The 16,432-nt window shown below is 47.2% G+C and carries 15 protein-coding genes; 4 read left to right on the plus strand and 11 right to left on the minus strand.

Annotation, left to right across the window (positions count from 1 at the left end; all coding sequences use genetic code 11):
* Nucleotides 1-3: 3 nt before the first annotated feature.
* Nucleotides 4-972, plus strand: a complete 969-nt coding sequence (locus CRO25_RS27315; protein WP_079697158.1) for an ATP-binding cassette domain-containing protein — start codon at nt 4-6, stop codon at nt 970-972.
* A 95-nt stretch (nt 973-1,067) separates the two neighbouring features.
* Nucleotides 1,068-1,745, plus strand: a complete 678-nt coding sequence (locus CRO25_RS27320) for a succinylglutamate desuccinylase/aspartoacylase family protein (RefSeq protein ID WP_079697124.1) — start codon at nt 1,068-1,070, stop codon at nt 1,743-1,745.
* 114 nt (nt 1,746-1,859) lie between these two features.
* On the opposite strand, the gene CRO25_RS27325 is transcribed toward CRO25_RS27320, so the two are convergent.
* From CRO25_RS27325 to CRO25_RS27370, 10 genes are all read right to left on the minus strand, one after another.
* The gene (locus tag CRO25_RS27325; protein ID WP_063567097.1) at nt 1,860-2,267 is read right to left on the minus strand and encodes a MerR family transcriptional regulator; all 408 of its coding nucleotides are present in this window, start codon (nt 2,265-2,267) and stop codon (nt 1,860-1,862) included.
* Nucleotides 2,268-2,291: 24 nt separating this feature from the next.
* Nucleotides 2,292-3,773, minus strand: a complete 1,482-nt coding sequence (locus tag CRO25_RS27330; protein WP_079697125.1) for a lipase — start codon at nt 3,771-3,773, stop codon at nt 2,292-2,294.
* A gap of 202 nt (nt 3,774-3,975) precedes the next feature.
* Nucleotides 3,976-5,529, minus strand: a complete 1,554-nt coding sequence (locus CRO25_RS27335) for a glycoside hydrolase family 32 protein (RefSeq protein WP_079697126.1) — start codon at nt 5,527-5,529, stop codon at nt 3,976-3,978.
* A 45-nt stretch (nt 5,530-5,574) separates the two neighbouring features.
* Entirely contained in the window at nt 5,575-6,402 is an 828-nt protein-coding gene (locus CRO25_RS27340) for a carbohydrate ABC transporter permease (protein WP_079697127.1), read from the minus strand.
* Entirely contained in the window at nt 6,402-7,286 is an 885-nt protein-coding gene (locus CRO25_RS27345; protein WP_079697128.1) for a carbohydrate ABC transporter permease, read from the minus strand. The genes CRO25_RS27340 and CRO25_RS27345 overlap by 1 nt, the downstream gene beginning before the upstream one ends.
* A 201-nt stretch (nt 7,287-7,487) precedes the next feature.
* Complete coding sequence (locus CRO25_RS27350) at nt 7,488-8,807, minus strand: ABC transporter substrate-binding protein (protein WP_218670791.1); 1,320 nt, start codon at nt 8,805-8,807, stop codon at nt 7,488-7,490.
* Nucleotides 8,808-9,014: 207 nt separating this feature from the next.
* A complete protein-coding gene (locus CRO25_RS27355; protein WP_079697129.1) occupies nt 9,015-9,995 on the minus strand; it encodes a LacI family DNA-binding transcriptional regulator in 981 nt (326 codons plus the stop codon).
* 89 nt (nt 9,996-10,084) lie between these two features.
* Nucleotides 10,085-10,528, minus strand: a complete 444-nt coding sequence (locus tag CRO25_RS27360; RefSeq protein WP_079697130.1) for a FixH family protein — start codon at nt 10,526-10,528, stop codon at nt 10,085-10,087.
* A gap of 17 nt (nt 10,529-10,545) precedes the next feature.
* Nucleotides 10,546-10,998: a disulfide oxidoreductase gene (locus CRO25_RS27365; RefSeq protein WP_079697131.1), complete on the minus strand. Its 453-nt coding sequence runs from the start codon at nt 10,996-10,998 to the stop codon at nt 10,546-10,548.
* Nucleotides 10,999-11,308: 310 nt separating this feature from the next.
* Nucleotides 11,309-12,943, minus strand: coding sequence for a copper amine oxidase N-terminal domain-containing protein (locus tag CRO25_RS27370; RefSeq protein ID WP_306291828.1), 1,635 nt, complete (start codon nt 12,941-12,943; stop codon nt 11,309-11,311).
* A gap of 331 nt (nt 12,944-13,274) precedes the next feature.
* On the opposite strand from CRO25_RS27370, the gene CRO25_RS27375 reads away from it, so the two are divergent.
* Together CRO25_RS27375 and CRO25_RS27380 are read left to right on the plus strand one after the other, a co-directional pair.
* Entirely contained in the window at nt 13,275-13,481 is a 207-nt protein-coding gene (locus CRO25_RS27375) for a hypothetical protein (protein WP_063567093.1), read from the plus strand.
* 612 nt (nt 13,482-14,093) lie between these two features.
* Nucleotides 14,094-15,197 (plus strand): stalk domain-containing protein, encoded by a 1,104-nt coding sequence (locus CRO25_RS27380; protein WP_079697132.1) that lies wholly within the window; start codon nt 14,094-14,096, stop codon nt 15,195-15,197.
* A 163-nt stretch (nt 15,198-15,360) separates the two neighbouring features.
* Here the strand turns inward: CRO25_RS27380 and CRO25_RS27385 are convergent, their stop codons facing one another.
* Nucleotides 15,361-16,428: a hypothetical protein gene (locus CRO25_RS27385; protein ID WP_143806605.1), complete on the minus strand. Its 1,068-nt coding sequence runs from the start codon at nt 16,426-16,428 to the stop codon at nt 15,361-15,363.
* Nucleotides 16,429-16,432 lie beyond the last annotated feature (4 nt).

The raw sequence follows: 16,432 nt of genomic DNA on the forward strand, positions 1-16,432 counted from the left end.
ACTATGATTACAGCGCGGCATCTGCAAAAGGAATTCAAAACCCCTGTGGTTCGCGAGGGCCGGTTCTCCGGGCTTCGCACCTTGTTTTCACGTGAGTATCTGTCCAAGGAAGCGGTTCGAGACATTAGCTTTGATATTGGCAAAGGAGAATTTGTTGGATATATCGGCCCCAATGGGGCTGGAAAATCCACCACGATCAAAATGCTGACGGGTATCCTTCATCCGACCTCGGGTGAGGTGTTGCTCGGTGGTATGAATCCACACCAGGAAAGACGTCGCACGGTTGGACGCCTCGGTGTTGTGTTCGGACAGCGCAGCCAGCTCTGGTGGGATCTGCCCGTGAAGGATTCGTATGATATTTTGGCCGAAATGTACGGAGTCCATGCCGAGGACAAAACGAAACGATTAGCCCAGTTCGCCGAGCTGCTGGATCTGGAATCGTTCTGGGCTACGCCTGTCCGCAAGCTCTCGCTTGGACAGCGGATGCGTGCCGATCTGGCAGCTTCCATGCTGCATGACCCGGAACTGCTTTTTCTCGATGAACCGACGATTGGACTGGATGTGAACGCAAAGCGGAACATTCGTCAATTTCTTCGTACATTAAATGAGGAGTTTGGCAAAACGATTTTGCTGACCACCCATGATATGGACGACATTGAACAGCTATGCAGTCGGGTGATGGTGATCAATCACGGTCAACTTACGTATGACGGCTCGATTCCCTCTCTGCGCGACACCATCGGTCTGCCAACGATTATTCGAGTGACGTATCGCGGTTCGTATCATATCCCGGATGCTATATCAACCGCCATTCAGATCACAGGGGCAGAGGGCAAGATCGTCACTGTCGAGGTAAATCGAAAAGAGTGGAGCACGATGGACATTCTGAAGCAGCTCGAACAATGGGGCGAGATTGAGGATGTCGAGATGAAAGAACCGGATTTCGAGGATATTATTCATCGAGTGTACTGACTGGCCTATTTTATTCAGAACTGGATGAGGGCCTGTTCAAATGCCGTTACATGCGGGAAGGACATGACGTACTGTAATAGCGGAGGTGAAGTGTCATGCTTGTTACCAAACACACACTTGCTGCATCCAGTGCACACGCCACTCCCTATTACCTCGTTCGAGGCACGAAGCCCGGACCCGTCATCATGATTACATCGGGCATTCACGGAAATGAAACCGCGAGCATGGCCGCTGCGCAGAAGCTGGCTAATGATTGCATGGCAGGGCGGCGACACGTGGCTCGTGGACTCCTCATTATTATTCCACGAGTGAATCAAAAGGCTTATCGAAACAACAGCCGAGGAAAACCTGATTTAAATCGCACCTTCCCACGGCATATTTCTGGCAAAGCCAAACATCCGCTTGCTTCCGCTGTTTTTCGGCTTGCCCGTCAATATGGACCTGCCTGGTGGCTGGACCTACATGAAGCCAATGGATTATCCCAACGCAGCTCACGGGTACTGGGACAAACCTTGATTACCAATCCGGGCAGCAAGGCTGTTCCGGTATGCAAACGAATTATAGGGCGAATGAATCGTTCGATCCCCATTCGTGACAGGTACTTCAATTTGAAGCAGCACGAGTTGCCCGGTTCAGCACGAACAGCCGCAGCTCGCCTGCTTCAAGCTCGCTCGGTTACCGTAGAGACTTGCTGGAGTCTGAACCGATCAGACCGGATCAAATACCAGACAGAAATTGTGCACCATTTCCTGCGCGAAGCAGGCCTGTTTTGAATTGCTTGAATCGTTATGCAGAGCCGGAAACATAAAAGACACCTTCAAAGATATCTCTCACGCCAAACGCGTCAGGGATGATCTATGAAGGTGTTTATTGATTAAAGGGTTATCTTATGAATTGCCATCTTCCTTGTTGATCCGGAAAGATTCAATGTAATTGTGAATATCATGCTCTGGCGTCAGGAGCAACCCGGCAAGAAGTGTCTGCATCTGCTGCAGGTTATCGATATGCGACTGAATCTCTTCAATTCGGTCACGTACAAGTGTTTTAAGTGCTTCACTCTCCATGTCCTCTTGACTAAGCAGCTGTAACGTATCCTGTATTTCTTTTAAAGAATAACCCAGCGATTGAGCATCCTTAATGAATTTGACCTTAACCAGATAATCCTCGGTATACACACGATATCCGTTGGACGAACGACGGGGAGCAGGCAGAATTCCACTGTCCTCGTAGTACCGGAGCGTTGCCATGCTCACACCCGTACGTTTGGCTAACTCTCCTCTTGTCATGGTTTTCATGCTACTCCTCCATCCATCTCCGAGTTATTCCGCCTGATTGCTCCGCAGCTTGGTATACTTGTTATCATAAGTGGCCTCGGGAAAACGGTCTGACGACCCTTCCAGCAAAGGCTGCTGCTCTTCTCCCTTCAAGTAACGGTCAAAGAAGGCCAATGTATATGATCTTGTAATGTCCACATTATGCTCTGGTGTTATGCCTTTGGCAAACAGTTTAGGTGAAATTAACGGAATATCCGTGAAACTCTGATGGAAGAAATGATCCACGGTCAAGTAATACGTATCATTGAGACTGCTTGTCATCACCCGATCCAAATCCGTTTCAAACTCGGGATAAAACACTTTATCCTTGGCAGTGGCGTTCGGGTCAAAACTTTTGGCTGTTCCACCTGACATGATATACATAAACGGCTGTTTCAAGGCTGTAGTGGATACGCTCCCCCAGAATCCGCCTTCCAAACTGAGTCCTGCTTTGAAACGGCTATCCTGCGCTAGTGCTTCCGCTGTTGTCGCACCACCATAAGAGTGACCAAAGATACCGACATGATCCAGATCAAGCTTGCCTTCGAGCAGTTGATTCGGATCATGTTTATTCCACTGGGTGAGCGTATCCAGTACAAAGCTTGCGTCAGCTGCACGAATGCCAACACCTTCTATATTATGTTGATACACTTCCTCTGACGTTAGATCTTCAGGATCCGGCTCATAAGAAGCAACATGTCCATCCGGGAATGTCACTTGAGCTGAGGTATACGGATGGTCGATCCCAACAACAATGTAGCCGTGGCTTACCAGTTCCTCAATCGCGGTCATACTTTGAAAGCGTGCAGAGCGTATTCCAGGTGAAAACAGCAATACTGGATACTTGCTCTGTGCGGCAGACACCTCAGCGCCTTTGACCACATGCGTGGGAATCGTATCAAGATAACTGAACACCACCGGTGGAATGCCAAATACGAGACTGATCGCCTCTCCCAACTCGGCAGGATAATGCTCTAGCGGTAATCCTTTGGCTGTTTCCTGATCTACAGGATACCAGACATTAATCATAAGTTCTCGCTTATCACCCGCTTCAGCCGTCTTGGTCTCTTCCCGAGATTCATCCGTTAACTGCTGCGAATAGGTGCCTATGGCGAATGAACCTGTCGGTTCAGGCATCGTGAATGCAGGGAAAAGCGACGTTAGCACCATTGAACCTGCACTGAGAGCCAGCACCAGAATAGATGCCAAGATGGTTTTGAACCACGAACGACGTTTCGGTTTTTGTATGTTCTGCATATTGCGTCCGGACTTCCACAGTTGAATCGCCAATACAATCAGTAAAACAAGGGCTACGATATAGGTGGGCAACAGCTGCACACGAAAACGATCGATTACCCCATGCAATAGAATAACCAGTGCCAATGCCGACAACGTACCCACTTTCACTGCCCGACGTTTGGGAGCCATCAACATGACGACTGCGCTAATAACCGTCACAATGACCAAAATCCATTCCAAAATTCTCATCGTTCTTACCTCCAACATGTTGTAATACATCAAGGATAAACCTTGAAGTATACTTCAAGGTCAAGGTATATTTTGATCTGAATTTCGATAAGTTAAACATTTTCGTTCAAATCAAAAAGAACTGTTTGGGATCAAATACGTCCACGTTAACAGTTCTTTTTAACACAATTTAAGCAAGCATCTCTACAGAGGTCGAAAAATGCTATACCTTCAGATCCCACTTGCGAACTTCAGTCAAGGTACACTCTCCTGAGGAAAACGCTGTGATCCCTGTGGATTCCGGCCCTGGATAAATACGAGCTGTCATGACCTTCTCTCCACCTTGAATAAATACTTCAACCGACGAGACGTCCACAAAAATTCGCAGCTCCAGTCTACCGTTATGCAGCTGCACTTCAGCAGCACGTTCACCTCCGGGCCCGGCTCCTGCATGATCCCGATTAAGACGGAGTCTACACTGCTGCACATCATAGGCAATGACCGTCTCCTCTCCCTCGCCGGTACGCAGCTTCAATCCAAATTGCTCTGCCCGATCTGCTTCAAAGACGGCAAACAGTTCGTATTGATCTCCTTCCATCCCCAAGTCCCGTGTGCCGTCCAAGCGGATGTCATGTTGTTCAACCTCATTCGAACGATATTGCTCCAGCTCCGGGACTGGCAGGAAGAACAATCGCTCCCCCTTTAGAACGATCTGGCGAGGCAACGTCATCGCCCCTGCCCATTGGTGACCGTTCTGAGTTGGAATATCCATCTCCCACGTCTCCATCCATGCCACCATGATGCGACGTCCTTGCTCATCATCCGTTGTCTGCGGCGCATAAAAATCAAACCCGTAATCCAGCGGATGATATTGCTCATATTCCAGTACGCCCCGCGATTCATCCAGTGCGCCAATCATGTAAACGGTGGAGTGCAAATTGCGATAGTTGTCCATCTGGGCTGGCATTCGCTGCGGAGACATGATCAGAATATCCCGGCCGCCGAGAGAAAAGAAATCGGGACATTCCCAGTTATCCCCGAGTGTGCCGTCACTTTGAGCGAGTACATTGACATAGCTCCACTGCAGCAGATTGGTTGAACGATACAGAAGGATTAAGCCACCGCCTTCCGTATCATTGGAACCCAATACACAATAGAATGTCCCATTTCGTTCAAACACCTTTGGATCACGGAAGTCCTTCGGACTCGTGTGTTCCGGAATCTGATCCAGACGGATAACCGGGTTCAGGCCGCTTTTGACAAAATCCACCCCATTGCCCGATACAGCAATATTCTGCGTCTGTCGGTAATCGTTATCCTTATCCGGTCCCGTCACGACATGTCCCGTGTACATGAGCAGCAGCTTGCCATCCTGAACGATCGCGCTGCCAGAGAAACATCCCCCGCTGTCGTAGCTCTGATCCGGTGCGAGCGCGACCGGAAGATAAGACCACGTGATCAGATCATGACTGACGGCATGACCCCAGTGCATGGGTCCCCATACCGGGGCATAGGGATAATGCTGATAGAACATGTGGTACATTCCGCTGTAGTATACAAAACCGTTCGGATCGTTCATCCAGCCTACTTCAGGCATCAAATGATACGCCAGGCGATAGGTTGGATTCACATGTTGCCGATTTTCCCTGATGTAAGCATCAGCCCGGTCAAGTGTATAGCTTTCCTGCGTCTGATGCTGTGTATCCGGCAGTGGGTTATCTGACTTGTGTTTGAGGTCTGTTTCTGGTTCCTGTTTTACGTCCAGTTCCTGATTCATATGTCTATCACTCCTGTCTCTCTACTGCAATTTTCCTCAAGCCGATTATTTGATGGACCCTTGCATCACACCCTGAATGATATACTTTTGCGCGAACAGATACACCACCAGCACAGGCAGCAGCGTCAGCACGAGACCAGCCATCAATGGGCCGTAATCGACCGTATAGGTCCCATAGAAATAAAAGGTGGATAACGGGAGCGTACGCTGCTCGGAAGAAGTCAGTACCAGAGAAGGAAGCAAGAAATCGTTCCATATCCACAGGACGTTCAACACGGCAATCGTAACACTTGTGGGCAGCAGCACCGGCAATACGATGCGAAAGAAGGTCTGCACTCTGCCGCAGCCGTCCATTAATGCTGCTTCTTCCAACTCCAGTGGGATGCTCTTGATAAAGCCATGATAGATGAATACAGCCAGTGGACTACCAAAGCCGATGTACATATAAATGAGCGACCATTTGTTATCCAGCAGACCGAGTGAACCGTATATTTTCACCAATGGAATCATAATGGCTTGAAAAGGAATAATCATGGCCGCTACCATCAGGAAAAAAAGATATTGGTTCAGCTTGCTGTTATGCCGTACAAAATAATGAGCCGTCATCGCTGCGAGCAGGGCGATCAGCAGTACACCTGCCACTGTAATCAGCAACGAATTCCCGAATGCTGACATATATCCCATTTTATCAAAGGCGCTAACGTAGTTATCCCATTGAAAGGACGCTGGAAGACCCAGTGGGTCCGATGTAATGGCTTGATTGGCCTTGAATGAATTCGTGATTAGCAGCAGAAACGGAAAAATGAACAACACCAGCGCTACCATTAATGAAAGCAGCTTAGCCCAGCCAAAAATACGAGATTGTCCAGCCATTATGCCTCCACCTCCAGTTTTTTGCTGAAATAAACCTGGAGCAGTGTAATGGTGGCAACCAGGATAAACAGGACAAACGCCTCTGCTTGGCCAAGCCCGTAATCACGAGCCAGAAAGGCCTGTTCATACACATGCATGGACACCATTTCCGTGCTTTTGAACGGTCCGCCGCTGGTTAGGGAGACGTTGAGATCATAGACCATAAAGCCCCGCTGGAGTGACAGGAACACGCACACGATAAATGACGGCACCATCAGCGGCAATACAATCCGTGCGAGCATCTTGCGGTTGCTTGCCCCGTCAATACTGGCTGCCTCCATCACATCCTTGGGCACATTCATCAGCCCAGCAATATAGATGACCATCATATACCCGGCATATTGCCATACGGTAACGACGATCAGGGCCCAGAAGGCTTTGTCGGGGTCTGACAGCCAAGAGGCTGCGAACAACGGGATGTTCATTTTCTGTCCGGCAAATACCAGCACCTGATTAAAAATAAACTGCCATATAAAGCCGAGCACAATTCCACCGACGAGATTAGGCAGAAAGAAGCCCGCCCGGAACCATCCCTGCGCCTTTATGCCCCGTGTTACCGCGTAGGCAAGCAGGAATGCAACCGCATTCGTTAGTACTACCGTAATAAATACGTATTCCAGCGTCATCCCGAATGATGTCCAGAACACGGTGTCCTTGAACACGCCGATATAGTTGTCCCAACCCACAAGACTTTGCTCCACAGCAATGCCATCCCAGTTTGTAAACGTCAAATAGATGCCGTATAAAAACGGAATAATCATGACGGTAGCGAACGCAAAAAGCGTCGGTCCGGTAAAAATCAGTCGGGTACGCAGACGGGTCCATAATCCTTTTTCGGTCAGCATTGTCATCCTCCACTCTGTCCAACTGTATTGACTGCCGGTTGGCCGGAGAGGGGAATGGTAGTTCGAAAACCCTCGTCGCTCCACCTCTTGTCCCCAGCAACCGTCCATTCTCTGTATGCAACACCAGAAGACCGGAGGGCAGCAGGTAAGGATGTTCCTCGCCTGTGCCCTGTGCTACTCTGGTTTATTTTGACGTAGGATTTATTTTACCTTGGTCCAATAGTCTTGAATTTCCTTGGCAAGTCCTTTGCGGTCAATTACATCAGCCAAATATTTCTGCATGGAAGCACCCAGTTTGGACCAATGATCGGCTGGAAGCGTGCTCATTGATTCCTCGATTTTACCTGCCTTAATGTAATCCCCAATCGACTTGCCGAGCGGATCAGCCGGTTCAAGAGTGATATTGCTGAATGCCGGAATGATGGTCGCCTGATTCACCAGGAAATCCTGTCCTTTAGCCTCATAGACAATCCAGTCTAGGAATTTCTTCGCTGCTTCCTGCTGCGCTGGTGTGCTCTTTTCCTTGTCGATCAGAATACGTTTGGATACGGCAGCGGAAATTTGGGTGTTGCCAAAATCGTCCGGATTGTCGCTCACAGGAACCGGCAGGAAGCCGTATTTTCCATCCGCTGTATCAAAGCTGTGAATTTGCGGCCAAGCCCAGTTCCCCTGGAACCAGATGCCCACCTCTCCTTTTCCCAGCACTTCGGGTCCACGCTCATACGTCCCGGACAAAGGGGACGCTTTGTCGATGTTATAGGTCTTCATCAGATCAAACGTATCCATCAGACCATTGAAGACGGTGTTGGAAGCCAAATCAACCTTCCCTGCCTTGAGATCACTAATAAATTGATCGACCTTCGTACGATCCGGAGACTGTCCACCATATGCAAGCCCAAGGTAGTGGGCGCCGAGCGACCAGTCCATCGGAGAGACAATCAAAGGCGATTTTCCTGTGGCTGCAATCTTCTGGAATAGTTCTTCAAGCTGAGCAGTAGTCTGTACGGATTCAGGATCAAATGTGCCACCTACAGCCTGATCCAGCACCTGCTGATTGTAGATGAAACCGTATCCCTCAATGGAGAAAGGAAATGCATAATTTTTGCCATCAAATGTGGTAGCCGATGTGCTATTCTCGACGGCATCCTTCATCCACTTCTCTGAAGTGAGGTCCAGAACGCGATCCTTGAATTTCTCAACATCCCCTGTATCCAGCATCATCATCGTTGTCGGGTTACCGGACGCATACAGCGCAGACGCTTTCTCAAATGGAGATTGACCGTTGCCTACAGGCACAATCTCCAGCGTAATACCGGGATTCTCGGCCTGAAAATCCTTGGCTGCCTGTTCCAGCTGAGTGTTAATCTCCGCTTTGGAATTCAGAAGCGTGATTTTGACGTCACCGTCCGATGAGGATGATCCCGAGCCTGTTTCTGTCTTCGCACCGCCACATGCGGATAACATAACAACCATAATTAAAGATAATACCGATAATTTCATCCATTTCTGCTCTCTTTTCATCTGTCATGGCCCCCGTTCATTAATATAAAAGGAAACGCTTACAAATCAGATTATAATGTCAAAGGTTTGACATGTCAATCGTTTGACATAAAAAATAAACTAGTTTTTCTTCCCCTATTTATACCATCTTATATTACGTATTTTGGAAGAAGCACAATGATCATTACAGTGTATAGAAAAATAGAAGCATGCAAAAAACGACCTTGTTCAGGTCGTCTCTCTCTCCACCAGTGTGACTGGTAAAATATGCTCCATCCCGATTTCCTCCTCAGCGATCTGGCTTCGGATCAATTCGACGGCAAGCTCAGCCATGGCCTCCATTGGCTGTCTTATGGTTGTAATGCCTGGCATCGCATACCCCGCCGCCTGGATGTCGTCATAACCGACAATTGCGATATCCTCGGGCACTTTGCGGCCATGAAGCACGATCTGTTTCAAGGCATGAATGGCCATCAAATCACTGGTTACGAACAGTCCATCCACTTCGGGATGCTGAGCAAGCAGTTTTCCGACCAACTCGGTGTACTGATGCTGACTGAACACATTCAGATCGGTTTCATGGATTATGACCGGCTTGATTCCATGTGCCTCCAATGTATCCGTAAAGCCTGTCGTTCTGCGATTAGACAGCATCTGCAGTTCCAGATTGCCGCAGATATGCGCCACGTGCCGTCTGCCCTTCGCGAGCAGCAATTCGGCCGCCATAACTCCGCCCTGATAATTATCGGATGAAATAAATGGGATATCGGCACCAATCTGCCGGTCCAATGTAACGATGGGAGAATGCAGATTCATATACTCATCCACTTCGAGCGTATGACTCCCCATAATAATTCCGTCGACCCGGTTACCCTTGAGCATTTCCACATACTCTCGCTCTTTGGAAGGGTCCATGTGTGAGTTGCACAGCATCATTTTTAACCCGTTCCGGTATGCATGATACTCGATATAATTTGCCAGTTCACCAAAAAACGGATGTGACACATCAGGAATAATCAAGCCGATGACGTTGGACTGCTTGCGCAGCAGAGAACGGGCAATTTCATTGGGACGATAATTCAGTTCGTTCATGGTCTGATACACTTTATCCCGGGTCTTCTGACTGATGTAACCCCGATTGTTCAATACACGCGAGACGGTAGTTACGGAAACGCCTGCTTTGAGTGCAACATCATGAATTGTTGCCATAACAACCTCTTTTCCTACAACATTCTTCATATCTTAATGATTATATACGTATTTCCAGTTCGGAACCAATCCCCCCGACCGCCTACTCTTTACTCCGCCTGGATCTTCGCTCTGGGCATACTGTGCATGGCCCCATGTGTCACATGGACCTGAACCACATACGTACCTGCCTGCTCAAATGTATACTGCACCTCATACAGACCATCCTCAACCTCGCTTGCCTTCAAGGCGCCTTGTTTCTCCAGCTTATCCTCTGTCATCATTCCTAGTTCAGGCGAGACTGCTGGGGCATCCTCAAGCTCATTCCAGATCTGGAATTGAATTTGATCTGCATTGCTTACCGGTACATCACCCTGAGTGAGCTTCACCTGCAAGGTAACGGGCTTATGGAGAGGAGCATCGTCAGGGACCACAAGCTGTACTTTGATCATCTCCGGCATCTCACCAGACTGGGACTGCTCCTCATAGGAGCATCCCGCAGTCAGGAGGATCAGAATGATGAAGGGCATGAACCAACGGACTTGTCCGCTCATCAATCATCTGTCCTTTCTTATGAAGAAGATTTTGATGTTTTGCCAATTCCCCACAGCATAACAATAATGATGATAAATGCGATCAGTGCAAGTAACGGAATTGTGATAAAACCAAACCAGTTCAAGTAATCGGTATAACACGGAATTTGTCCGCATGCCACTGAACTGCCCGTAGCCGAGTAAATACGCTGAATCGTTACATGGTATAACGAGATTCCGCCTCCAATGAAACTAAGGGGAAGAACATACTTGGTAATTCCCGCGTCATCCTTGAAGTAGGCAATGCCAAGTAAAATCGTTAACGGATACATGAAGATCCGTTGGAACCAGCACAGATCACAGGGGATGTATCCCTTAATCTCACTAAAATAAAGGCTGCCTCCAGTCGCAATGACTGATACGGCCCAGGCAATAAACAGACGGGTATCAATATGTTTTGCCCGTCGCTCAGGCTTTGAAGCTGAGTCCATCCGCTTCAACCCCCTTTTCTTGTTTGATCATACCGAATAATAATACAACATACATGACTCCAACGGGCTAGTGAATCCGATTATGTACAGTCCACCACCGTACCGTGATCAATTATACGTTAAGGCGAGGTTGCTGACTCCCTCGATTATACCAAATTTTTGAATATTTTGATGTGGCCTTTTTGCGTCCATGTGATGCAGATTGGATTGCAGGTTCACCAAGTAAGATGAAGGTAAAGGCGCTGAAATGAAAACGAAAAAAGCTGCCGTATGGGGCAGCTTTTTTCGTTCTTCTTTTTATAAATAGTGATTACATGGATTTAGTCAGTGTGATGGAGCCATCTTTTTGCGCCCATTTTACATCCCAGCCAAGAAGCTCAGCGATGAAACGCAGTGGCACTTGTGTACGTCCATCTTTGTTAACAAAGACTGTTGCGCCCACATTTTTCTTCATGCCGTTCACTTCCATAACATTGTTGTTCACCCAGAACTTCAGTGTATCATTGCCAGCCATTACAGTTACTTGTTGTGCTTTTTTATCCCATTTCACGGTTGCACCAATTCCTTCGCTCAAGAAGCGCAATGGAATGTAGGTTGTGTTTTTCCAGAGCATTGGCGTGGTGTCCATGTTGGTTGTTTTGTCATTGATTTTCAGCGTTTTGCTGTTCACCTGCATCCATACAGTTGTTGTCTCTGTTTCAGGCATTGTCGGTGTAGTGGGTTGCTCTTGGAATTTATCATTGAATTGCGTGACAATTGCATTACCCAAGGCTTGACCTACACCAAACATAACTTTGAATCCTTCACGGTTGGTCGTGTACGAACCTCCGTAGTTAGCCGCAGCGTACTGATCCAATACTTGTTGTACTTGCTTCTCATGTGTAGTCAATGCTTGCTGTCCGGCAGCTTTTGGCAAGTTACCCGTTGTTGCGGAATCCAGGAATGTCGCGAACTCCGTTGTGAATCCGTCAATACGTTTCTCGACAGCTGCACGAGCCGCTGCATCATTATTTTTAACAGCTGTTACATAGTCGCTTTGTGCATTCACGTGGTTGGTTACCCAAATTTTCTCGAACGCATTGGCACCGTCATTACCGTAAATGGAAGCGATCGCTGCTTTGAAATCCGCTGTGTTTCCAGCTTCAGCTGTAACCAGTGCATTGGATGCTGCTGTGCGGCCATCGTATTGCTCTTGCATCTGCAGAGCCGACAGAGCGAAGTGCTCGGAAGCCAAGTGGTTCAGTGCAGATCTCAGATCAGCTGCTGGTGTGTCCGCTTTGCTGTTCTCGAATTTCTCAGGCATTTGTGTTGTGATTGCTGTGGAAAGTGCTTTACTCACGTCGAACATTTCTTTGAAACCTTCACGGTAAGCTTTGTATGCATCTGTATAGTCACCTGCTACATATTCATCAAATACTTTTTGCACGAGATCTTCATGTACTTTCAAAGCATTTTTGGCTGCCGCTTTTGGCAATTTGCCTTCCGTTGCGGTGCTGAGGAATGTAGAGAATTCTTCTACAAAACCGTTAATATTATTCTGTGCCTGTTTGATTCCAGCCTGGTTACCCATCTTAGTTGCTTTCACAAGATCATCTGTATATTTGTTATGAGCGCGGAAGATACGTTCGAATTCTTTGGCTCCTGCATCACCGTAAAGGGAAGCGATTGCCGGCTGCATATCCAATGCATTTTGGTCGAGTGCTTTGTAAGCTGCGTCTGCATCTTTTGCTCCGTCATATGCCTTCGCCATTGCGATTACTGCGAGTGCAAAGTGTTCGGATAACAGGTGATCCAGGCTCGCTCTCAGGTCAGCAGCAGGTGTATTAACACTTGCCTTCATTGTAGTCATTGGTGTCTGTGGTGCTGCAGCAGCCCCGGCGATTCCTGGCATTAATAACGTCAAGCTCAGCATGGGTGCGATAAATTTCTTCATTTTCATTTTCATTACGTGTTCACTCCTCGGTTAGTTTTGTTTATCCTTTGTTTCCTCGTCGTCGTCTTCATAGGGTGTAACGCAGGGTTCTTCAATCTGGATCACCTCTCTGGGCAAAAAAAATTGCAGCCTCCGTCCAGGAAAGCCGCAAATAAGCGCCACAACAAGGTTTATCTCAAATTTAAAAATTTAAAATTATAGTGATCCGCTCCATTCAGCACTGCATACATACTGTAAGTGAAGGACTTTATTTTCCTTAATTTATCAATAAAAAGCTTACATCCAAGGTAAACTTGAAGTACAATGAACAGAACGATTGATTTCAATGAAGGAGGTTCATCGCATGACATTGCTGCCCTATATTTTAATTATTGGCATTGCCCTGTTCGGTGGAATTGCTACCATGATCATCGGGAATTCGAAAGCGAATCAGACCAGCAACCCCGAATATGATCGCAGGACCAAGCAAAATCTGAGCAAACTTACTTATGTATACGTTGGTGCCATCGTTCTCGGCATAGGCGGTTTCGTCCTGTATTTAGTGAACTGAATAGCGCTTACTCTCAGCAAAGTACATGTCTGAACTTTTCGAGTAATTTTAAAATTTCGTTGTACATATGGGATGGTTTGGCGAACCATTCCCCTCTCTCTTATGATGGCCAAGAGTCCACGTATCACCCACAAATGCTTTTGTTCATAAAGACTTTTCCTGTTAAAAGAATTACCTTCCTACGTGTATCCCTGCTCAAAGTCATCTACAATCTCTCCCACTTCTCTCTCCTTGCTTCTCCAACATCTATAATGTGAATGCTCTCCTCTGTAAATAACAAATTCCAAATGCCAAGATCCTTACACATGTTTACAAGTTGGAGATAATTCAGAATTATTCTGGATATGTTCAGCGGGTAATATAAGGCCATAAGGACAGCAAGCCATTTAAAAAAACAAAATATATAAGTTGAATCTGACTTTTACACCATAACGGAGAGGGCAGAGCCAATCTGAAGAAGCGTAGCGTTCGCCTTTATCCCCGGATTTCCCCCTTATAAAAGGATTCAAGAAAATCTGGGGATAAGAGCGATCGGAAGTTGGTACTGCACTCGGAGTGGTAAGGTGTAAATCCCCCAAATCAACTTATATAAACTAAAGGAGAGTTATACACATGAAGAAAAACTTCAAGAAATCCGCAGCAACGATGATGGTACTGGGCATGACATTAACAGGAGCAACGGGCGTATTCGCAGGAACACAACTGGAGAAAATCTCGGCATATCTCAATCATGGGATCAGCTTCAATGTAGACGGTGCGGCATACTCACCAACGGATGGCAATGGCAAGAAACTGGCTCCAATCACTTACAACAATTCAACTTATCTGCCTGTACGTGCCATTGCTGATGCGCTGCATGTACCTGTATCGTATGACGGTAAAAAAGGACAGGTGATCATCGGCGAAGCTACAAGCAATCCTTCTACATTGAGCAATGTGAGCTATAGCGCAGCGCAAAAAGAAGCCATTCAAAAGGCGTTTGCACAGTTCGACGGCTTCGAGACAGCATACGCTCCTCAACAGATGATTGCAGGTGATACGTTCAAAAGTGTAGGTGCTGGCGGCGATGGAGTAAGCTTTACTTTTAATCATATGAAAGTGGATGTGTCTCCAAGAGACTATTCGGACGGTTACAATAGCAAAGACGTAAAACTGTCCAATGGTGTCACAGCCAAATGGTACACACCCGATCAAACGGATATGCTCACGTTCAAACTGGATGATCGTTATGTCACAATAAGCTCACCTGACCATAAGCTGTCTCAGGCTCAGTTGCAGCAAGTGGCTGTATCTGTGCAAAAGGTTCAAGGCAATGATCAGGGCATTACGGGCTTCGCTGATGTGAAATATACCCAAGAACAGTCAGCCGCCATCCGCAAAGCCTTTGCGAAATTCCAAGGATTCGAGACTGCTTACGCACCACAATACATGATTGCCGGAGATTCATTCAAAAACGTAGCTGCTGGCGGCGATGGTGTAAACTTTGTCTTCAATCACATGAATGTCACTGTGTCGCCTAAAGACTATTCCTTCAGCTATGACGGCAAAAATGTTAAACTGCCCAACGGCGTTACCGCTAAGTGGTATACACCGGATCAAACCGACATGCTGACATTCAAACTGGATGATCGCTATGTAACCCTTAGCTCGGCAAATAATGCATTGACTCACACACAGCTGGAGCAAATGGCTGTATCTGTGCAAAAAGTGAACTAAAATAAACGACATATAAAACACACATCATTCTGCTCTTCCTATGAAAGCAGATTTGATGTGTGTTTTGTCTTAATATCACTAACGACTATGGATATCCTCAGCTGATCGAGGATGGTTCGTTTAAAATTGCTGTTGCCTCTTGTCTGGGATATGATCACAACGCCTACTCGTTTAAACGAATCACTCTCCGATATCTCATATAATCGATCATATCTTCCCAATCCAACTCACCTGCACTACCATCACGATAGTATACGGCCGCAGCGGGCAGAAAGCCGACCATTGGCCCCATACCACCGCAGATCATCGCGCCACCGTCGCCACCTTTGGGCATCATGTTTCCAGACGCATCAAGCGTGAGCTCATAGTTATAGGGATCTCCAGCAAACTGGACACCAAAAAAGTTGGGCAGCTCCAAGTCATACGGACGGTCATTCTCGACTACTAGATAAGGGTCCGACTCTGCCGATTCATCGACAATCCCCTCCACCTCTTCGAGGCTTCCAAAATGCTTCAATTTCATCGTGTAGTCGAAGCTGTCTCCCCATGGAAATAACGTGCGGCAGCCCCCTCCGTACAGATACTCCCACTCATCTTCAGTAAGCAAACCAAAACCCGCTTTTGCTTCTTCCTCGATGAAATACTCCAACGTCAAATCTTCATTGAACCAAAATATCTGTACTGTCTCACCTTGACGAACCAAACGAAACTCTTGATGCAGTTCATACTGACTCAGATCAGACAGCTTGAATTTCTCCAACTCTTCTGCAAAATAGGAACTCTCTTGCGCCATCGCTTCAGCTTCCGTCACTTCAATCCAGCCAAGTGAATGGTTGCTGCACTCCACCAGCATGGGAGCAATGTGCACTTCCCTGACCGGAGACATCTGGCTACTTAAAAAAGAATCCACGTCTTCCACACCATACTCACTGACCGTCTCTAATAAATCGGTTGACGTTTCTTCGTTCATTCCATCCTGCCAGCGATCCCAGCCGAGTGTCACCCGATCACCAGGCACAAACACAAATCTCTGCTCATCATACGAAAATACACCTGTCTCGATTCGCTGACCGAATCGTTCAAATGTCTCCATTTCTTCATACTTCAAACCTGTGGGAAAATAACTGACCATCCCACGCAACAGTTCCTCTTTTTCCTGAGCAGACAGCCCTTTCCATGCATCTCGATTCAATGGCCCCATATACTCATCCACCTTTACTTGTATCCTCATACAT

It is taken from the genome of Paenibacillus sp. RU5M (assembly GCF_900221055.1).
In the GTDB taxonomy this organism is placed as follows: Bacteria; Bacillota; Bacilli; order Paenibacillales; family Paenibacillaceae; genus Paenibacillus; species Paenibacillus marchantiae.